This window comes from Phycisphaeraceae bacterium (genome assembly GCA_019636555.1).
GTDB lineage: Bacteria > Planctomycetota > Phycisphaerae > Phycisphaerales > UBA1924 > JAFEBO01.
The window spans coordinates 856749-875875 of sequence record JAHBXH010000001.1; the positions used below are offsets into that span (position 1 = coordinate 856749).

The 19127-nt window shown below is 62.3% G+C and carries 17 protein-coding genes; 7 read left to right on the forward strand and 10 right to left on the reverse strand.

What is annotated here, in order from left to right; translation table 11 throughout:
- Positions 1 to 171 precede the first annotated feature (171 nt).
- Positions 172 to 918, forward strand: a complete 747-nt coding sequence (gene tpiA / locus KF691_03540; protein MBX3388510.1) for a triose-phosphate isomerase — start codon at positions 172 to 174, stop codon at positions 916 to 918.
- Between the two features lie 24 nt (positions 919 to 942).
- Here tpiA and KF691_03545 read toward each other — a convergent pair whose 3' ends face one another.
- Entirely contained in the window at positions 943 to 2274 is a 1332-nt protein-coding gene (locus tag KF691_03545) for an FAD-binding oxidoreductase (GenBank protein MBX3388511.1), read from the reverse strand.
- A 146-nt stretch (positions 2275 to 2420) separates the two neighbouring features.
- Here KF691_03545 and KF691_03550 point away from each other — a divergent pair, with 146 nt between their 5' ends.
- From KF691_03550 to KF691_03560, 3 genes are read left to right on the forward strand one after another with little or no spacing between them, the layout of a single operon-like run.
- Positions 2421 to 2663 (forward strand): type II toxin-antitoxin system Phd/YefM family antitoxin, encoded by a 243-nt coding sequence (locus tag KF691_03550; GenBank protein ID MBX3388512.1) that lies wholly within the window; start codon positions 2421 to 2423, stop codon positions 2661 to 2663.
- 24 nt (positions 2664 to 2687) lie between these two features.
- The gene (locus KF691_03555) at positions 2688 to 3119 is read left to right on the forward strand and encodes a type II toxin-antitoxin system VapC family toxin (protein MBX3388513.1); all 432 of its coding nucleotides are present in this window, start codon (positions 2688 to 2690) and stop codon (positions 3117 to 3119) included.
- Between the two features lie 56 nt (positions 3120 to 3175).
- A complete protein-coding gene (locus KF691_03560) occupies positions 3176 to 3898 on the forward strand; it encodes a hypothetical protein (GenBank protein MBX3388514.1) in 723 nt (240 codons plus the stop codon).
- 28 nt (positions 3899 to 3926) lie between these two features.
- On the opposite strand, the gene pckA is transcribed toward KF691_03560, so the two are convergent.
- The 5 genes from pckA to KF691_03585 all read right to left on the reverse strand — a co-directional run bounded on the left by pckA (position 3927) and on the right by KF691_03585 (position 11455).
- Positions 3927 to 5636 carry a phosphoenolpyruvate carboxykinase (ATP) gene (pckA, locus tag KF691_03565; GenBank protein ID MBX3388515.1) on the reverse strand — a complete coding sequence of 570 codons (1710 nt, stop codon included), beginning with the start codon at positions 5634 to 5636 and terminating at the stop codon, positions 3927 to 3929.
- A 224-nt stretch (positions 5637 to 5860) separates the two neighbouring features.
- Positions 5861 to 7039, reverse strand: a complete 1179-nt coding sequence (locus KF691_03570; protein MBX3388516.1) for a DMT family transporter — start codon at positions 7037 to 7039, stop codon at positions 5861 to 5863.
- A gap of 59 nt (positions 7040 to 7098) precedes the next feature.
- A complete protein-coding gene (locus KF691_03575; protein ID MBX3388517.1) occupies positions 7099 to 7713 on the reverse strand; it encodes an AAA family ATPase in 615 nt (204 codons plus the stop codon).
- A gap of 13 nt (positions 7714 to 7726) precedes the next feature.
- The gene (locus KF691_03580; GenBank protein ID MBX3388518.1) at positions 7727 to 10660 is read right to left on the reverse strand and encodes a serine/threonine protein kinase; all 2934 of its coding nucleotides are present in this window, start codon (positions 10658 to 10660) and stop codon (positions 7727 to 7729) included.
- 21 nt (positions 10661 to 10681) lie between these two features.
- On the reverse strand, positions 10682 to 11455 hold the full coding sequence (locus KF691_03585) for a class I SAM-dependent methyltransferase (protein MBX3388519.1): 774 nt from the start codon (positions 11453 to 11455) through the stop codon (positions 10682 to 10684).
- A 220-nt stretch (positions 11456 to 11675) separates the two neighbouring features.
- Between KF691_03585 and dnaK the strand changes: the two genes are divergently transcribed.
- Complete coding sequence (dnaK, locus tag KF691_03590) at positions 11676 to 13625, forward strand: molecular chaperone DnaK (GenBank protein ID MBX3388520.1); 1950 nt, start codon at positions 11676 to 11678, stop codon at positions 13623 to 13625.
- 75 nt (positions 13626 to 13700) lie between these two features.
- On the opposite strand, the gene KF691_03595 is transcribed toward dnaK, so the two are convergent.
- Both KF691_03595 and KF691_03600 read right to left on the reverse strand, forming a co-directional pair.
- Positions 13701 to 14069 carry a cupin domain-containing protein gene (locus KF691_03595; protein MBX3388521.1) on the reverse strand — a complete coding sequence of 123 codons (369 nt, stop codon included), beginning with the start codon at positions 14067 to 14069 and terminating at the stop codon, positions 13701 to 13703.
- Positions 14070 to 14150: 81 nt separating this feature from the next.
- Entirely contained in the window at positions 14151 to 14948 is a 798-nt protein-coding gene (locus KF691_03600; protein MBX3388522.1) for a hypothetical protein, read from the reverse strand.
- Between the two features lie 85 nt (positions 14949 to 15033).
- On the opposite strand from KF691_03600, the gene KF691_03605 reads away from it, so the two are divergent.
- Positions 15034 to 15828, forward strand: a complete 795-nt coding sequence (locus KF691_03605; GenBank protein MBX3388523.1) for a 2-phosphosulfolactate phosphatase — start codon at positions 15034 to 15036, stop codon at positions 15826 to 15828.
- A 6-nt stretch (positions 15829 to 15834) separates the two neighbouring features.
- Here the strand turns inward: KF691_03605 and KF691_03610 are convergent, their stop codons facing one another.
- The gene (locus KF691_03610; GenBank protein ID MBX3388524.1) at positions 15835 to 17064 is read right to left on the reverse strand and encodes a hypothetical protein; all 1230 of its coding nucleotides are present in this window, start codon (positions 17062 to 17064) and stop codon (positions 15835 to 15837) included.
- A 77-nt stretch (positions 17065 to 17141) separates the two neighbouring features.
- Complete coding sequence (locus KF691_03615; protein MBX3388525.1) at positions 17142 to 17783, reverse strand: non-canonical purine NTP pyrophosphatase; 642 nt, start codon at positions 17781 to 17783, stop codon at positions 17142 to 17144.
- 67 nt (positions 17784 to 17850) lie between these two features.
- On the opposite strand from KF691_03615, the gene KF691_03620 reads away from it, so the two are divergent.
- Complete coding sequence (locus KF691_03620; GenBank protein MBX3388526.1) at positions 17851 to 19023, forward strand: carbohydrate kinase family protein; 1173 nt, start codon at positions 17851 to 17853, stop codon at positions 19021 to 19023.
- The last annotated feature ends 104 nt before the right edge of the window (positions 19024 to 19127 follow it).

Here is a 19127-nt window from a genome sequence, read left to right on the forward strand (position 1 = left end):
TTCGCCAGGCCGCGAAAGAAAAATGATTCGTTGCGATCGCGCCGCCTCGCGGGAACTCGGGACGGGTATCCTCCCGGTTTTCGGGCCTCCGTCCGGCGGCTCGACGTCTCGGTGAAATTGAGGAGCGCGCGCGTGCGGGAAAGAAAGCCCTTTGTCGGCGGCAATTGGAAGATGAACACCAACCGCACCACGTCGGCGGATCTCACCCGCGCCGTGGTCGATGCACTCTCGAGTGTCAGCGCCGTCGAGACGGCGGTTTTTCCGCCATTCCCTTACCTGCTCGCGGTCCGCTCGATCCTCCGGGACCGGGGCAGTTCGATCAAGCTCGGCGCGCAGGATTGCTACAACAAGCCCGACGGAGCGTTCACCGGAGAAGTCTCGATCGAGATGCTCAAGGATTGCGGCGTGCAGATCGTGCTCGCCGGCCACAGCGAGCGCCGCCACGTCATCGGCGAGAACGATGAAGTCGTCAACACCAAGCTCCGCGCCATCATCGACGGCGGGCTCACCGGCGTTCTCTGCATCGGCGAAACGCTCGAGCAGCGGGAATCGGGCCACACCGATCCGGTCAACCAGCGCCAGCTTCGGGGCGGCCTCGCGGACATCTCCGCCGATGCGCTCGAACACGTCGTCATCGCTTACGAACCGGTCTGGGCGATCGGAACCGGCAAAACCTCGACGCCCGAAGACGCTCAGGATGTTCACGCGAAGCTCCGCAAATTGCTGAGCCAGATGTACAACGCCGACGTCGCCGAGCGCACCCGCATCATCTACGGCGGCAGCGTCAAAGCGAGCAACGCGGCGGAACTCTTCAAACAGCCCGATATCGACGGTGGCCTCATCGGCGGTGCATCCCTCAAGGCCCCGGAGTTCGCGGGGATCGTGAAGGCCGCGGTTCCCGGCGCTGCCAATCGCTGAGTCAATCGTTGAATTTGCACGCGATCATCGTGCTTTGAATTGCGCCGCAAGACGCGAAAGCGCGAACATCGCTTCGCGCCCGCTCAGCATCGCATCGACCGCTTCGTGCGCTGCTTTGTACCCCATCGACATGCCGTGTCCGGTGAACCCTCCGCAGAACCAGACCGGCGATGCGGGCGCGATGGGGCCGATCAAGGGCAATCCATCCGGCGAGAAACCCATCGTTCCCGCCCAGCGCGACGTGATCGGCAGCACTTCGCCCTTCTCGTAGCCGAGCATCGTGCGAGCGAACGACTCGAGCGCTTCTTGAACGCGCGCCGTCGTCCGATCTTCGAATCCGACCTCCTCCTCCGCGAAGTACGTCCTGCAACCGCCGACAACGATCGTTCCGTCCGCCGTTTGGCGGAAATACTCGCTTCCGTCGTTGCAGTAATACGAAGCGCCGAGCGTGCGCCCTTGCGCATCGAGCGCAAGCATCTGTCCACGCCGCGGCATCACAATTCCTTCGAACCGAGGCAGCAGCAGCGACGCGTACGCGTTCGTGCAGACCAGCACGCGCTCGCACCGAATCGTAAAATCAGCCGTGCGAACCGCGATTCTTCCGGAGCCTCCTCTCGGAGGGAGGCGGTTGAGGGTGAGCAATTTCGGCTCCAATTCACTCAAGAACGATCGACCGTTCTCATCCGCAATGTCAAACACCTCCTGATTCTCGATCACGGGCGCGGTCATATTCCCCGCGACGCTCGCGTGCGGTCTTAACTTCGAAGCGAGCATCTTCATGAGCTCGTATGAGTTCATGCTCGCATCGCCCGGATTCACGAGCGCACTGGCGATTTGTCCCGAGGCCCACGCACTGTCCTTCGGTCCGGTATCTCCGGGCTCCAGCCATCCAACTTCGAGCCCATCCTGTCGCATCAGGTCACGCGAACGCTCCAGCCCCGCGCGATTCGCCGCGGCATCTATCGCTGAGGGTCGCCAAGGCTCGTTTCCACTTCCTGCGCGCAGCGCCAGCAGCATCGACGGCACGCGCCGGTAGCTCGAAAGCGCTTCACAGCCCTCCGCGCGCAAGCCTTCCAGGTTTTCTTCGGTGAATCGCCAGAGCGCCTTCGCACGCTCTTGCCCGTAGAGGTCGATCGCTTCCGCATAGTGACACGCCGCCCCGCGCATGAGGAATCCGGCGTTGCGAGAAGATGCGCCGCTGGCGAGCGCGTGGCGCTCGAGAACGACAACGCTCTGGTGCTTTTTCTGAAGGGCGATCGCCGCAGCAATGCCGCAGATGCCCGCGCCGATCACGCACACATCGACGTCGAGCGTGGTGGGGGGCTGAGCGGAGCGTCGCCAGTGGGAAACCGTCACGACGAGAATCTATCAAGAGCCCGCAACAGGTCGCTAACTGAGTCTGTAGTCCTATAATAATGCCAATTAATTGCATTCAGACGTCCTTGTCAAAAAAGTCTAGATAGGCTAGACTAATTCTCCGAAGCCGCATGGGAGCCCACGGCATGAATTGGAATCTCTCCGACGCCAAAAACCGTCTCAGCGAATTGCTCGATCGCGCGCGGCGGGAAGGCCCTCAGATCATCCGTCGCCGGAGCGACACCTTTGTGCTACTCCCGGCAGACCAGTACGAGCAATTGACCGGCAAAGCCCCGAACTTCACCGATTGGTTGCTGAACGGCCCTCGCATCGACGACCTTTCAACGCCGCCGCGAAGCGACTCCCGGATGCGAGATGTTTCGCTCTGAGCGGACTCGGGAGTGCGGCTGTACATGAAAACGTTGATCGACACCGATGTGCTTTCCGAAGCGCGCAAGCCCGATGGGTTCGCGCTCGTGAAGCAACAGATCGCGGCCGCCAATCCGGACGATCTCTTCCTGAGTGTCATCTCGATCGGTGAGATCGCTCACGGCATCGCGAAGCTCCAAGCCGGAAACAAGCGCCGTGAATTGGAAGAGTGGTTCGGCCTGACCGAGCGACACTTCGCCGATCGCATCCTTCCCATTAACCGCGACATCGCTCAGCTCTGGGGCGAGATCACCGCGAAGGCGGCAAGCGCCGGTCGGACGCTCCACGCCGCCGATGGCCTGATCGCAGCGACCGCGATCCATCACGGCCTACGGCTCATGACCCGCAACGTGAAGGATTTTGAGTCAACCGGTGTGATCGCCATAAATCCGTGGGAGACCGAGCCGCCGGAGTGAGTTGGGGGTAAGTCGCAGGCGAAGCGGCGGGATATCGATCGGGTATCCTCTGAGCCATGCAAGCCGCAAAGTTAATTCCGCCCATAAACGATCCGGCGCCGGCGTTTGTATGCAAGAACAACACGCAAAGAAGCGATCCACGCCGATATTGCGTGCCGCTTAAGCACGTTGCGCTCACTCATACATACAGCGAAGCACCAAATGCAACGGCGGGCCAGAGAATGCTGGATGCACTGCCTGAATCTGAAAGCGTGGCGCAGCTGCGGAGTTTGCTTGCGGGTGGCGATGGACTCGGTTTATTTGTTTCGGCAGAGCTGGAAAGAAAAACCAACGCTGGAACAATCGATCGAACTGGACATGTTGCCCAAGCACTGGCCGGAACGGTCGTGCTCTTCCCGCCGCACGAATGGGACGAAGTGCGGTCACACATGCGCGACTGGTTTCCTGATGGACTGGAGGAACAATTCGGGCCGCTTCCATACACATGGAACGACATCGCCCCGTTCGCCGGCGTGAACTTCAGCGAAGAACGTTGGTTTGTGGTCCTGCGCGGCTCCATGGCCGGGAACATTTGCTGGTTCACGCACGATGGCGATTGCGTAATGGACGAGCCGTGGGCTACCGACGTGCGCGCATGGGCCGAGCGAATTTGGCGTGAAGTGCCTTCGGTGCTCGGAGGCGTTATTCGCTATTCGGCGATTGACTCGATTGACGAGGTCCCGCCGAATACTGAACTCTTTCCCGAGGCGTATGTCGCCGATTTGCGTACGACGAACTAATTACGTCGACGCGACTACGGCGCTTTGCTTACACCTTCGGCCCCGCCCCCCGCACCGCTTCCGGCATCTCAAACTGCTTGTCGTTCTCGCGGAAGCCTTTGGCTAGTTTCGCGGCCTGCGCGTCATACGCGGCGCCGTCCTTCCACGTGTTGCGCGGCAGGAGCACTTCGCCCGGCACGCCCTGCACCGCCTTGGGCACGTGCAGCCCGAACGCCGGCTCGGTCACGAACTCGGCCTTGGCGAGCGAGCCGTCGAGGATCGCCGTCACGAACGCGCGCGTGTAGGCGAGTTTGAAGCGGCTTCCGGTTCCGTACGGGCCGCCCGTCCAGCCGGTGTTGAGCAGCCACACGTTCGCGCCGTGCTGCTTGATCTTCTCGGCGAGTTGCTTGGCGTAGCTGACCGGAGGACGCGGCAGGAAGACGCCGCCGAAACACGGGCTGAAGTTCGGCTGCGGCTCGGTCACGCCGGCTTCCGTGCCCGCGAGCTTGCTCGTGTATCCGTTGATGAAGTAGTACATCGCCTGCTCGGGCGTGAGCTTGCTCACCGGCGGCATCACGCCGTACGCATCGGCCGTCAGGAAGATCACGTTCTTCGGATTGCCGCAGACGCTCGGGATGATCGCGTTGTCGATGAAATCGACGGGATACGTGACGCGCGTGTTCTCGGTGAGTTTCGAACTGTCGTAATCCGGCACGCGGGTGCGGGGGTCGATCACCGTGTTCTCGAGCACGCTGCCGAACTTGATCGCGTTCCAGATCTGCGGCTCGCCTTCTTTGCTCAGCTTGATGCACTTGGCGTAGCAGCCGCCCTCGAAGTTGAACGCGCCGTGATCGCTCCAGCCGTGCTCATCATCGCCGATGAGCTTGCGGTTGGGATCGGCGCTGAGCGTCGTTTTCCCCGTGCCCGAAAGCCCGAAGAAGAGCGCCGCGTTGTCTCCCTTCATGTCGGTGTTGCACGAGCAGTGCATCGGGAAGACGCCCACTTCTGGCATGTCATAGTTCATCGCGTAGAAGAGGCTCTTCTTCATCTCGCCCGCGTACTCGGTGCCGATGATGACGACGAGCTTGCGCTCAAGGCTTTGCAGAATGAGCACCGGGCTCTTGACGCCGAACTTTTCCATTTCCTCTTTGGTGAGGCGACGGCGACCCGCGTTGATCACGGTCCAGTCGTGCGCGAAGTCCTTGGTTGCCGCACCCGCCCCCTTGCTCCCCTGGCGAATGAAAAGCGTCGAGCAGAAGAGGCTGTGCCACGCCTGTTCTGTTACCACGCGCACGCCAAGGCGATACTTCGGGTCGGCGCCGACAAAGCCTTCGAACACATACAGATGCGGGCGTGTGTTCAGGTGATCGACGGCGATCTTGAGTGCCGCGTCGAAATTCGCGGGCGTGATCGGGCGATTGACCTTGCCCCACCAGATGTTGTTCTTGATCCCCGGCGTCTCTTCGAGATACTTGTCGTTGGGGCTGCGCCCGGTGCGGTCGCCCGTGTTGCAGACCAGCGCGCCGTTCGCCGCCAGAGTTCCTTCACCCGCCGCGACCGCCCGCTGCACCAACTCCGCCGGACTCAAATTGAAGCTCGTCTTGTGCGGGGCGAGATCAAGATTGCTCAGGTAGCTCGTCGACGGCGTCACTTTGGTTGACGCTGCGGTGGGAGTGCTGGAGGTGGGAGTGCTGGAGGTGGGGGTGCTGGAGGTGGGGGTGCTGGAGGTGGGGGTGCTGGAGGTGGGGGTGCTGGACAAGTTTGAGGCCTCCGTGTTGATCGCTGGTTTGCCGCAGTTCTGGGCGTTACATCCCGACGAATTCCCGCAACAGAGCGACGTGAAGATTCGTTCAGGGGGTAACGGAGAGCCTAGACACAAAAAGTGCAAAAAGCGACTCTTCGATGCCACTGGCTGCGGCCGGTGCCGCCACCGACCGGATTCCGATGAGTGGCGCTTTCATGCTTGGGAAATAGCCCGAATCATCATCGGGCGGCCGCGTTTTCTTTTGGGGGCGCGACTTCGTTGCTCTGACCAACAAGTGCGACATCCGGGTCGACGGGAAGGTCGTCGAACCGGTCATCATCCATTCCCATTCCGGGAGTCTTGCCGCATTCCGGGCATGCAGCACCCGCAGGAAGTCCCGCGCGGGAGTATCCGCAATGCGAACATCGCATCGGGTCGGACAGCTCCTTGAGTCTCCGGGCATATCGGCTTTGTGTCAGAAGCATCGTCGCCGCGCCGCCCACGGCGATCAGCCCCGTCGCCCATTGAACGGCGCTCAGGTGCTGATCCTCCGGAAAGAGAAAAGGCGCGACAATTGAAACCGTGATCGGCTGCAACTGCACGACGCCCGCCGACACCGCGAGCCCGAGCGCCTGGATGCTCTTGAAGTACGCCGTGTGCCCGATGCCGATTCCGATGACCGCGGACGCGAGCATCATCGCCCACATTCCGCCGGACATGTGCAGAACTCCGAGCCCGAAATCGTGCTCATGGGTTTGCTGATCGTGGGCGAAAAGGACCATGAGCACGATCATCCCAATCGCCGTGAGCTGGCTGACAGCGCTGAACGCGAGCAGAGGCTTCATGCCGTGCATGGTGGCACGCACGCTGAGCGCATACCCGGCGTAAAGCAGCCCGGAAGCGATTGAAAGCACGACACCGACCGCGGTGCCTTTGCCCAGGCCGCCCGGCGTGAGCGCGATCGTCAGCAGCGTTCCGCACACCACCATCGCGATGCCGAGGATGAATCCGGGTTTCTTGATGATCATGCGTTCGGCCGGAAACATGACCGCCGCGGCACACGTCACGAACACGATCTGGAACCGCAGGCTGAACGTCATCAGGCTCGGGTCCACGAAGTACGGAGCAAGACCGAAGCACGCCTGCGCCGCGGTGTTGAATACGCTCGGCCAGAACGCCGCCTTCCAAAGGCCGGGCGGCAGCGCACCCTTTCGCGCCGCGACAAGCAAGAGCGGCAACCACAGCAACGCAGAGAATCCGTACCTCCATCCGTTGGCGGTCCAGCCGTCCACCTGCGAGGTAAAGAATCGGAGAAAGAGCGGAATCGTCGTCCAGCACGCCAGCGAGGTGAGAATGAGCGCAATGCCGGCTCCGGTGCCGGTGTGCGTCGCGTCGCTGCTTGTCGCGGGTTGTTTCATGAGTTGCCGGATCGAGAGTATGAGCGCCAAAACCGATCGCGCGACAGAGCATTCCCGATTCAGACCGTCGGCATCCCCGCACCGTTCCGCACGACGAAATGCGCCCGAGAGCGATAGACATGTTCAAATTTCGCGAAGGTGGGTTCCGCAACGGAGTGAAAGAACTCCCGCGCGACCTCAACGCCCCAGCCGCGCTGGCCTGTCGCTTCCAGATACTCCCATCGCCGCCAGCGGATTTCGGGCGGCGCTTCCACAAACACGCACAGATCGAGATGAGGCAAAATCCGCTCGTGCAGCGCGTGGATTCCCTCAACGAGAACGAGACTTGCCGGCGCGACCTCTCGGTATCCCACGCGTGAATGAGTCTGAAACGACCATGTCGGGATGCGGGTGGATGTGCCGCGCCGAAGGTCCAAAAGGTTGGCGATCAGCGCCGCGCTGTCGGCGCGGTCCGGATCGTCGCGATCCTCGTACGCAACTTTGTCGTAGTCCGGCAAATAGTCGTCGGTTGCGATGTGTATGCCATGTTCTCCACGAAGCGTGCGTGAGAGATGAGACTTCCCGGCGCCGACGGGCCCGGTGACGCCGATAACGCACACGCGCCCCGAGGGAATCCGCAGGCGAATCGCCCTCGGCGCTTCGTCCCAGTTCAGAAGTTGTGCAGTGTCTGCCATTGGTCGAGCGGGATTATCGCGCGCCGGAATCCGGGAGCTTTTCCGGGACCGGATCGTTCTTCAGCGATCGCACGGAGCGCGACTTGGCGGTGAATTGATCAGCGCGTCCCTGATCACCAGCACGTTTGTAATGCCACGCAAGCCTTTGATACGCACGCCGGATCCCGGCGAGTGAGACGCCTCGTGCCCCTTCAAGCGTCTCCGCGCTACTTTCCATCAGAGCGACTCCTTGCTTGATGTCGCCGCTTGCCGCCAGCGCGCTGCCGACCGCCCCGCGTGCCTGCGCGGTTTGCCAGTTCGATTCGCCGAACGCCTTCTCGCGAATCGCGAGCGCCCGCCGAGCAATCTCGAGGGCCGCCGGTGCATCGCCTTTGCGAACAAGGGCATCCGAGAGCGCGACGAGCGAGCCCGTCGCCTGCGGCTCTTCCTCCCCGTACACGAGGAGATACGACTCGAGCGATTCTCGCAGTGTCTTCTCCGCCCGGTCGAATTCGCCCTTCTCGGTCTGCACATCGCCAAGCCCGAACAGGATGCGCGCGGTCGTGGCGCTCTTGGGCCCGATCACATTCCGCGCGTCCGTCGCGGCACTCAACAGCATCGATTCTGCCGCGTCGATCTTCCCGAGCGAAAACAGACACAACCCGACGTTCATCCTCTGGAAGATCGTCTCCGGATGCGTGGTTCCCATCGCGTCGGCGCACTGCACCAACGCCTCCTCCAGCAGCGGCAGCGCGAGATCCGGCCGCGCCGAATCCACGTACAGAATGCCCAGGTTGTTGAGCGAAGTCGCGATCTCTTTGTGCGGCGCCGCGAAGAACTTCCGCTGCATCGCGAGCGACTCCTTGAAGAGCGGCTCCGCCTCTTCGTACTTGGACTGATCCTGCAGGACTGAAGCAAGATTCGAGAGCGCCCGCGCCACGCTCGGACTCTCGCCGTCGGTTCGCCGCAGGATCTCGAGCGATTCGCGATCGAGGGCTTCGGCTTCCGCAAGCTTGTTCTGGTTACGCAGGCAGAGGCCGAGGTTCCCGATCGTCTGGCCCAGCGTCGGGTGCTCCTGTCCGGGCACGGATTTCATGAGCTGCAGCGCTTCACGCCACTTTTGCTCTGCTTCTTCGAGACGATTCGTTCGACGCAGCAGCGTCGCCAGATTGTTCTTGGCGGTTGCAAGATTGAACGGCTCGGTCGCGCGCCACTCTTCGAACATCGACTCGACTTCCTTGTAGTACTTTTCGGCCTCGTCGTAGCGCCCAAGATCATCGAGAAGAAACGCGAGGCTGTTCAGCGCCTCCGCGTAGCCGACACTGTTCGTGCCCGAGACCTGCGCTCGTAGCGCCAGGGTGCGCCGGATCTGCTTCTCCGCTTGTTCCGTCAGCCCGAGGCTGATATACGCATCTCCGAGTGTCTGGCGTACTTCGGCCTCGACGAGAGGCTGCTCTTTCAATGAACCGTTGTCGAGGCGTGCCGCGGCCCGATCGATCACCTGGCGCACCGTCATATCCGGCGTCGCGCCTTTTTCTGGGTCGCCCGCCGCGATCATCTCCTGAAGAAAACTGCGGACCGCGAGCGCTGTTTCCGCTTCGTGCTGCGCTTCGCTTTTCGCCTTGTCGGCAGCTTCCGCCTGTCGATCCGCCTTTTCCTTGGCCTCCTTCGCCGCGACCGCGGCACGATCGCTGTTCTCCGCCGCGAGCACGGCGATGTCGCGCTGGTCGCGCGCCTGGATCAATCCGTAGCTCGCGAGCGCCAGCCCCACGACAAGCGCGAGCACGACGAAAACCGCCGCGCTCAGCGCAAGCCGGTGGCGCCGCGCGAATTTCCCGGCACGATAGAAAGTGCTCGGCGGCCCCGCGAGCACTGGCTGACCCGTGAGAGCGCGCTCGAGGTCGAGCCCGAAGTCGCGCGCCGATGCGTAACGCCGGTCGCGATCCTTTTCGAGGCTCTTGTTCAGAATCCAGTCGAGGTCGCCGCGCAGCGCCTTGGCGATCGCCGCGGGTCGTTCGCCGCGCCGATCGGCAAGCGTGCGCGTGCTCGCCGAAGAGCGCGCCGCGTACCGATCGGATGCCCGCACCGGCTCGGCATCGCGCAGCAACCGGAGCATCTCGAGCGCCGCGCCCCGCGATGGCGGTTCAATCGGAAGACGGCCGGTCAGCAATTCGTAGAGCGTGACCCCAAGCGAGTAGACATCGGAGCGAACATCCGCGTCCACTCCCCCCGAACCCGCCTGCTCCGGGCTCATGTATTCCGGCGTGCCGAGAAAGTGACCTTCCAGCGTCCGGGCTTGCTGCACGCCGGGTGCGGTCGCCTTCGCGATCCCGAAGTCGATGATGCGTGCCCGGGCGGGTGCATCGGCGCGATCGGATTCCGCGTGCACGAGAATGTTCGAGGGTTTCAGATCGCGGTGAATGATGCCGCGCTGGTGCGCGTGCTGCACGGCTTCGCAAACGTCGATCATCAGGCGGACGCGCGCCTCGATGTTCATGCGCGTGTCGTCGCAGAATCTCGTGATCGGAACGCCCCGCACGAGCTCCATCGCGAAGAAAGGCCTGCCGTTCGAAGTCACCCCTGCATCGAGAATCTTTGCGATTCCCGGGTGATCGAGCAGCGCGAGCGCCTGCCGCTCCGCCTCGAAGCGCGTGATGATCTCGCGCGTGTCCATCCCCGGCTTCAGGACTTTGAGCGCGACTGTGCGCCGGATCGGCTCGCTCTGTTCAGCCTCGTACACCACGCCGAAGCCGCCTTCGCCGATGACGCGCACGATCTTGTACGGTCCGACGACGTCTCCCGGCGCAAGCCACCCCGTGCTGCTGAGCGCGGGCGACACCGCCTGATCCACCGTCGGCGAGTCGGGATCGATCCGCGGCGTTTGCCCGCCAAAATCCGGAGGCGTGGCCGCCGCATCGCGCGTGGCGTCGCCTCCGAATTCGAACCCGCGATGGTCGGACGCCGCCATGCTCAACAGTATTGCGCCACGCTACCTGCGGCCGCGCCGCGCCAGCCACCAGCCGGGCCGCACCGATCCCGAGAGTTCGGAAATCGCGGCGAGCTTGCGCCGGAGACACTCTTCAAGCAATGCGCGGTCCGCGGCTCCGTTGGTGATCACCCGCCCCGCGTTTGTTCGAAGCAATTTGTAGATGGCACGCTCGCGCGAGCGCACTTCAGCCCCGCTCCAAACCTTGGAATCGAGAACACGGTCGTCGGCATCTTCGATCGTTCTTTCGACATCCGCTGGGGTCGGCAAATGCGCTGTGTCTCGCCGTCGCTTCAAAGCCACCGCGTCATCGAATATGTACCAACCTCCCGGCTTTGTCAGCCGCCTTGCGATCCGGATCGCCTGTTCGAAAGGAAAAACATTGAGCAACACGACCGCATCGAAACCACGCAACCGAATTCTTTCCGCCACGCCCACGCGGAACTCGCACAGGTTTTCAACGCCGCGCGCTCTCGCCAAGTCGCGGCAATCCGCGATAAACGGCGCGAATGCATCCACGCCCAACACGCGGCAGCCGATTCTGCGCGCGATCTCCACGGCGACCGCGCCCTTGCCGCACCCAAGATCGAGCACGCGCGATTCCGGGCCTAGACCCGCACGCTTGAGCCGGCGCGCCGTGAATTCGGGCATGCTCCCCAGCGCATGCAGCGGGCGGAAAAATTCCTGAATGAGATGAGCGCCCTCCGCGGGCACATCGAGCGAACGCGTGGCAAGGCGGACGCTTCGGGATGTCTTGGGAAGTTTCCTGAGCGCCACGCAAGTCTCCATCAAAACAAGTCGCTCGAACACCCCCTCTTTGAAGGTGTCAGTATGGCAGGCGATCCGGCCGACGGGCGTCTAGTCGGCTGAAAACGGGGAGACGCAGCCCGATTCCTCCCTTCATTCCCGTCTCATTCCGGTTTGGTAAAAGCACGGGGCTTGGCACGCCGGTTGCCCCACCGAATGATGACAGAGTTTGAGAAAGGAAGGAATCTCTATGTCCAAAATCATTGGAATCGACCTCGGCACCACGAACTCGTGCGTCGCCGTCATGGAAGGCACGCAGCCGAAGGTGCTGATCAATAGCTCGGGTAACCGGATCACCCCCTCGGTCGTTGCGTTTACGGATAAGGGCGAGCGCCTCGTGGGCCAGCCCGCCAAGCACCAGCAGGTGACCAACCCCAAGAACACGATCTTCTCGATCAAGCGCTTCATGGGCCGCAGGCGCTCGGAAGTGTCGGGCGGTGCAGACACGTCGTACGGAAAATCGGGCAACGAAGAATCAAAAGTTCCGTACACGCTCGTCGGCGGACCCGACGACTTCGTCAAGGTGAAAGTAAACCAGGGCGAGTTCACACCCCAGCAGATCAGCGCGTTCATCCTGCAGGATCTCAAGAAGACCGCCGAGGATTATCTCGGCGAAAAAGTCGAGCGCGCGGTGATCACCGTGCCGGCGTACTTCAACGACGCGCAGCGCCAGGCGACCAAGGACGCCGGCGAGATCGCGGGCTTGAAGGTCGAGCGCATCATCAACGAGCCCACCGCCGCGGCACTCGCGTACGGACTCGACAAAGGCAAGAAGAACCAGAAGATTGCTGTCTTCGATCTGGGCGGCGGTACGTTCGACGTCTCGGTGCTCGATATCGGCGACGGCGTGTTCGAGGTGCTGAGCACCAATGGCGACACGCATCTGGGCGGCGACGACTGGGACCAGCGCGTCATCGACTTCCTCGCCGAGGAGTTCCGCAAGAAGGAAGGCATCGACATCCGCAAGGACCCGATGGCTCTTCAGCGCCTCAAGGAAGCGGCGGAAAAAGCGAAGATCGAACTCTCCACCATGCAGGAGACAACGGTCAATCTGCCGTTCATCACGGCCGATCAGAACGGACCCAAGCACCTGCAGGTCACGCTGAATCGCACCAAGTTCGAATCGCTGTGCGCCGATCTCTTCGATCGGCTCAAGGGACCGTGCCTCAGCGCGCTCAAGGACGCGAAGCTCGACACGAGCAAGATCGACGAAGTCGTTCTTGTCGGTGGCAGCACGCGCATGCCCAAGGCGCAGCAGATCGCCAAGGAAATCTTCGGCAAGGAGCCCAACAAGAGCGTCAACCCGGACGAGGTGGTTGCGGTCGGCGCCGCGATCCAGGGCGGCGTGCTCACCGGCGCCGTGAAGGACATCCTCCTTCTCGACGTCACACCGCTTTCGCTCGGCGTCGAGACTCTCGGCGGCGTGATGACGCGGCTCATCGAGCGCAACACCACGATCCCGACGAGCAAGAAGGAAACCTTCTCGACCGCGGCGGACAATCAGACGAGCGTGACGATTCATGTGCTGCAGGGCGAGCGCGAGTTCGCCAAGGACAATCGCACGCTCGGCAACTTCGACCTCACCGGCATTCCGCCGGCGGCGCGCGGCGTGCCGCAGATCGAAGTGGAATTCGCGCTCGACGCCAACGGCATTCTGACTGTCACCGCGACGGACAAGGCCAGCGGCAAAAAGGCGGACATCAAGATCACCAACTCGGGCGGTTTGTCGAAGGACGAAATCGATCGCATGAAGCGCGACGCCGAGGCGCACGCCGCCGAGGACAAGTCGCGTCGCGAGGTGATCGACCTCAAGAATCGCGGCGAGGCCATGCTTATCCAGACGCGCAAGAGCTTGGAGGAGTACGGCGGCAAAGTCAGCCCCGAAGTTCGGGGCAAAGTCGAGAGCGCGCTTTCAAATCTCGAGAGCAAGCTCAAGGGCGACGAAAAGGCCGCGATCGAGGCGGCAATGAAGGAACTCGATGCCGCGAGCATGGAGCTCGGCAAGGTGATGTACGAGGAAGCTTCGAAGAAGGGCGCAACCCCGGGTGCCGAGGGCGCTGCTCCCGGCGGCGAAGCGCAGGACGGCGCGAAGAAGGACGACGTCATCGACGCGGAGTTCAAGGTCAAGGACGAGAACTGATCTTTCCGTGACTATTCAAAGTGTTTGAGAAGCGCCCCGGACTCAAACCCGGGGCGCTTTTGTTTTCGGCGAGGATCAGATTGGCTTGAGATCCCGGACGGTGCGCGGGTCCTTCGCATCACCCGTGTTCAGCGTGCTCGCCGGCTCGAAGAGGATGACTTCAACTTCGTTCCTTGCAACGGGCCGGTGTTCGACGCCGCGCGGCACGACGAGGAATTCGCCCGCGCTGAGCTCCACTTTGCGATCCCGAAACTCCATCGTGAAGGCACCCTTGTGCACAAGGAACATCTCGTCTTCATGCTCGTGGCTGTGCCAGACAAACTCGCCCTGAAACTTCACGAGCTTCACCTGCTGGCCGTTCAGATCGGCGGCGATCCGCGGCGACCAGTGCTCTGCAATCGTCGCGAACGCGCTCGTGAGATTGACAGGGCGGGGAATCGTCATGACTCAGTGTATGAGCCGCACGCGAAAGCCGGATAGTTGTATGCAACAAAGCGAGGAGCACGGAAACGAGGGCGATCCGCGCTACTGCTTCGTCCCGCGCCCCACGAATGGACCCGCAAAAACGGCGACACTCACCGGATTCGCTTCGAGGTCAAACGCGATCTTCGTCGTCGGCACTCCAGCAGGAAAGAAGTCGCCGCCGCCGAGCCAGTGAATGATTCGATCCGATTCTCCGGGCATCGCAAACACGAGCGCCTTGTTGTTGTTCAGCTTGATCTCGAATCGCTTGTCGCCGAGGCTGTAATTGCCGATGAATTGCTGCTGCTCCTCAGGGGTGATCTGCTTTGCGGCCGGGGCGTTGCCCGCATCCCCCAGTGAGCTCAGGTATTCGAACGTGTCCTTGGATTTGTCGCCTCCGGCGCGCGCGTGGTTCAGGAGCGGGATGCCGTGAGGCCCGAGTTGCCGCTGGATGCCGGGTCGTGCCGCGACGAACGCCCTGACAACGTCGGTGTACCCGAGCATCGCCGCGGCAAAGATGTCGATGCGTGCGCCTCTTTCGATCAGGAATTCCGCGATCGAGCGGCGACCGGTGTGCGACGCGGCGCCCAACGCCGATTCCCAATCGCCGAATCCCCAATCCCACCACGCATTCGCGAGCGGAGGATGCGTGTCCACCAATTCGCGAACACGATTCTCGTCGAAGTGCGATTTCCCGACGACTTCGGCGACCAGTTTCGGATCAAAGTGCGGACAGTTCGGCCAATCGGTGACGGGTGCGCCGAGCGAATCCGGCTCGGAACCCGACGCGGGAAGCGTTGCAAAGCAAACCCCGGCGACGCTGCCGGTCGCGAGGAACTCCCGCCTTGAAATGTCCGCCATGAGCGAATCTCCCGTTGTCCGATTCCTCGGATGTTGATACCGGCACGATGGGGCAAGGTTTCAGATGCCCCGTACCCTTGCCCCCATGCCCGCACCCGACCTCGGTCCGCCCGCCTCATTCCCGCATCGTGAGAGACCCCTGTCGGTGCATTTGCTGCCCGGACTTGTCGCCCAGTCGTCTCTGGCCGGCTCCATTGTGATCATGATCGATGCACTCCGTGCCAGCGTCACGATCGCCGCGGCACTCGCCTCTGGGGCTCGCGCGGTTTACCCGGTTCTCACTGTGGACGACGCGCTCGTCGCGGCAGAGAAAATGATTCACTCCGGGATTCCGAAAGAAGACATCATCCTCGGTGGCGAGCGCGGCGGAGTCCTGATTCCCGGTTTCGATCTCGACAATTCGCCGCTCGCGTACACGGCCGATCGGGTGCGCGATAAGGCGGTCGTTTTCACGACAGCCAACGGGACATCGACGCTCCTCCACGCGCGCGAAGCCTCAATCGTTCTCGTCGGAGCGCTCACCAATGTCGATGCCGTGTGCCGTGCCGTTGCCACAGATCCCCGCGACGTGCACATCATCTGTTCCGGAACGCGCGGTGAGATCAGCCTCGACGATTGCATCGCGGCGGGAGCGATGGTCGACCGGCTGCGCGACGCCGGACGCGAACTCGGTTCGGATGATTCCGGACAGGTTTGTCTGAGAAACTGGCACGAAGCCGCGCGCACCGGAATTCTCGACGCTATGCGCGTCAGCCGCGGCGGTCGGAACCTCGTCAAACTCGGCTTCGAAGCCGACATCGAATTCTGCTCGAGAGTCGATGGTGTGCCGGTGCTGCCACGTTACGACGCGCAATCCGGCACGATCACCCTCGTCGAGTGATCCAAGCTATTTGCGGATTTGCTCTTTGATCTTGTCGATCCGCTTTCGGTATTCGATGACGTCGGCGGAACTGAACGACTCAAACAGCGGCATCATGTGCAGCGCCTTGGCCTGGTCGCGCAAGGGTCCGATGCTGTTGGTGATGGTGGACGCGACATCGTCGATACGCCGGATGAACGATTCCTTGTCTTTGGCGGTCGCCGCGGCGTCTTTCAGTTTTTCGATTCGGTCGGCAACGTTCTGCCGCCACTGCTTCACGCGCTTGATGAGCCCGTCGCACGCGGTCTTGGCGTTCTTCATGCACTTCTCGCCCTGATCACCCGCGCTCTTCAGGTTTCCAAGTGCGTGAGAAATCGAAGAGACGCTCGTGTCCGGGATCGACCGGGCAATGCCGTACCTCACGCAGTCGACTCCGGTCAGTGTGAAGACCTGTCCGACCGAAAGCTGTTTGGCACCGGATTTGTCGGCAGGCGGCTCGGACGTGAGCGTCCATTTGTTTGGCCCTGCGGGGACGGCCCAGACCTGCTGGCCAGAGAGCATCATCGCCCGGGCGAGCGCACCGCTGTGGCCGTGCTTCTCGGCCATGGCCGCGACTTCCGCCGCGAGAATCGAATTCATCTTCATGTCCACTTCCGCCGAGCCGGTGTTGGTCATGTGATAAACAACGGCGCCGCCGAACGTGCCGCCGGGCGTGATCATCAGATCGTCGCTCGCGAAAGTGGGCCAGATCGAAGCGCTGATCGAATTCTCGATCACCATCGTGAAGTTCAGCTTGTCGTCGTACTCCTTCATCTTGTCGGCCATGTACCTCGAAGCCCAGACATAGCCGCCCGGGGAGTCGATGACCATCACGATCCGCGGCACCTTGTGCTTCACGGCCCAATCCATCGCGTTGATGAGTCCGAGGGGATAGACGTCTTCCCCAAACGTGCCTTTCAGGGGGACAATCAGAAAATCGCCGCTCGAGTCGTCGTCTTTGACATCGGATTCGACTTTGGAAGGCGATCTGGACGAAACGTTCCGGATGATCGAAGCGATCTGAGATTTCTTGAATGTTGAATGAAGTTCGACGCCGGCCATCGTGCCTTTGGCTTCAACTTCGTCGTCGGTCTCCTTGATCACCTCTCCGAGCAGCACGCGGCCGTCGCTGAAATAGATCATGTCCTCAGCACGGGCGGTCCGGACGGCCGCGACGAGCAGCATGCAGACGATCAATACCCAACGAAACAGGCTCATGAAGCTCTCCCAGGCTCGGTCTTGAAAAGCCGGTACCCCAAAGGGAACGAATCTCAATGTCCGGTAGACGATCGATTCTACATAGTTTCGACGATTCTTGCCATTTGTTCCGCCGCGCGCCGGCGATGACTGAGCAGGTTCTTTTCCTCGGGAGGCAGCTCCGAACTCGTTCGCAGGAAGTCGGGCGCCACGAGGAACAACGGGTCGTATCCGAATCCGGAGTGACCGCTCGGCACACGAGGCGGAATTCCGATTCGGCCTTCGAAGGTTCCTTTGCTCCGGCCGAGAATCCTGCCTTGGGCGTCGCCGAGCGTCATGGTGCAGACAAAGCGCGCCGAGCGTTGAACGCTCTCGATTCCTTCCAACTCCCTGAGCACGCGATTGTTATTGGCCCCGTCGCGTTCGGCGCGGGTCATCCCCGCTTCGCGCCCGTCGGTGCAGTAGTGGCTGCTGATGACCCCGGGACGCCCTCCGAGCGCGTCGATTTCCAGCCCGGAATCGTCTGCCAGGCACACGCGCCCTGTTGCCCTTGCGTACGCGATCGCCTTGATCTCGGAGTTCTCTTCGAAGGTCGAGCCGACCTCGGCGGGCTCGGGGATCGGTCCGGGGGCAAGCGTGTCGAGCCCGATCAGCCGCACCGCCGGCGCGAGAGCCGAGAAGATCGCCTTCATTTCCTTGACTTTGTGAGGGTTTGCCGTTGCGAGCACGATCTCAACCATGATCGATTCTTGCAGCGCCGGCCCCGGGCATGCACCGGTTCGACGGCGCCCGGCCTACTTTGCCGCCATGCCCGCCAGGAATGACATCGCTCGATCCGCGGCAACCAGGCTCACGGAATCGATCGACGCCCTCAAGAACCTTCCGGTGGTCGTCGGATTCGACGGATTCATCGATTCGATCATCCATCCCGTCGAGAAGCGACAATCGCTCGGTCCGGACGGATACATTCCTTTCCGAACGATCGAGCAGTTCTCGCGGCGCGTGGCGGCGGCCGCGGGAAAGAGTGCGAACATCGAGCTGGTCGTCAAGGAAGATCGGTTCGGTGGCAACGGACCTCTCATGGCTGGCGCGATGGGGCGCGCGGGCGCGCCCGTGACGTACATCGGCGCCGTGGGCGCGCACGACAGGCCCCGCGAGCTTCATCCGATCTACGCCGACTTTGCCACGAGATGCTCGCAGGTCATCGCGGTGGGGCCGCCCGCCCATACCGACGCACTCGAATTCGATGACGGCAAGATCATGCTCGGGCGCCCCCGCAACGTGCAAACGATCTGCTGGGAGTCGCTTGCGTCGGAGATCGGACGCGAGCGACTGGTTTCGATCTTCCGTTCCGCGGCGCTGATCGGCATCGTGAACTGGGTCATGATGCCCGGCGTCGAGTCAGTTTGGGAAGGGATACGCAAAGAGGTCTTCAGCGAGGGGCGCGCCGACTCCAAGCGGGTATTTCTCGATCTCGCCGATCCGACGCGCAGGTCGGATGACGATGTCCGCGCCGCCGTACGCAGAATTGCGGATTTAGATGCGGCCGTGCCGGTCACTCTCGGACTGAATCACGCCGAAGCGCAGCGCATCGCATCGGTGCTGGAGCTCTCTGTTCTCGATGTGGAGTCCGGTTCCGCTCTGGGCGAGAGCGTGCGCGACGGCGCAGAGGCGATTCGCGCCGCGATCGGTATCGATTGCGTCGTGATCCATCCGCGCGAGGGAGCCGGCGCCGCAAGCGTCGACGCGGACGCCGCGTGGTTCGACGGTCCATTCACGCAAACTCCGCGGCTTTCGACGGGCGCGGGCGACCATTTCAACGCGGGGTTCTCCCTCGGACAGCTCGCGGGAATGACTCTGGAAGAGTGCCTGGCGCTCGGTTGTGCGACCAGCGGGGCGTACGTCCGTGACGCGGGCAGCCCGACAGCACAAAGACTCGTTGAGTTTCTCCGCGAGTTACCGGAGCCGAGGCCGCGCTAGACGAATGATCGCGCGGCGCGCATGCTGCGCCAGAGCGAAACAAACGGTATGCACGAGCGCAACCTAGTAATCGCAAGCGTGAAATTGAAACGGCCGTTTGCTTT

Excerpts from the sequence above, each read along its gene's own strand:
- tpiA (MBX3388510.1), top strand. The coding sequence starts at position 172 with ATGAACACCAACCGCACCACGTCGGCGGATCTCACCCGCGCCGTGGTC.
- KF691_03550 (MBX3388512.1), top strand. The coding sequence starts at position 2,421 with ATGAATTGGAATCTCTCCGACGCCAAAAACCGTCTCAGCGAATTGCTC.
- KF691_03555 (MBX3388513.1), top strand. The coding sequence starts at position 2,688 with ATGAAAACGTTGATCGACACCGATGTGCTTTCCGAAGCGCGCAAGCCC.
- KF691_03560 (MBX3388514.1), top strand. The coding sequence starts at position 3,176 with ATGCAAGCCGCAAAGTTAATTCCGCCCATAAACGATCCGGCGCCGGCG.
- KF691_03570 (MBX3388516.1), bottom strand. The coding sequence starts at position 7,039 with ATGAAACAACCCGCGACAAGCAGCGACGCGACGCACACCGGCACCGGA.
- KF691_03575 (MBX3388517.1), bottom strand. The coding sequence starts at position 7,713 with ATGGCAGACACTGCACAACTTCTGAACTGGGACGAAGCGCCGAGGGCG.
- KF691_03580 (MBX3388518.1), bottom strand. The coding sequence starts at position 10,660 with ATGGCGGCGTCCGACCATCGCGGGTTCGAATTCGGAGGCGACGCCACG.
- dnaK (MBX3388520.1), top strand. The coding sequence starts at position 11,676 with ATGTCCAAAATCATTGGAATCGACCTCGGCACCACGAACTCGTGCGTC.
- KF691_03595 (MBX3388521.1), bottom strand. The coding sequence starts at position 14,069 with ATGACGATTCCCCGCCCTGTCAATCTCACGAGCGCGTTCGCGACGATT.
- KF691_03600 (MBX3388522.1), bottom strand. The coding sequence starts at position 14,948 with ATGGCGGACATTTCAAGGCGGGAGTTCCTCGCGACCGGCAGCGTCGCC.
- KF691_03605 (MBX3388523.1), top strand. The coding sequence starts at position 15,034 with ATGCCCGCACCCGACCTCGGTCCGCCCGCCTCATTCCCGCATCGTGAG.
- KF691_03610 (MBX3388524.1), bottom strand. The coding sequence starts at position 17,064 with ATGAGCCTGTTTCGTTGGGTATTGATCGTCTGCATGCTGCTCGTCGCG.
- KF691_03615 (MBX3388525.1), bottom strand. The coding sequence starts at position 17,783 with ATGGTTGAGATCGTGCTCGCAACGGCAAACCCTCACAAAGTCAAGGAA.
- KF691_03620 (MBX3388526.1), top strand. The coding sequence starts at position 17,851 with ATGCCCGCCAGGAATGACATCGCTCGATCCGCGGCAACCAGGCTCACG.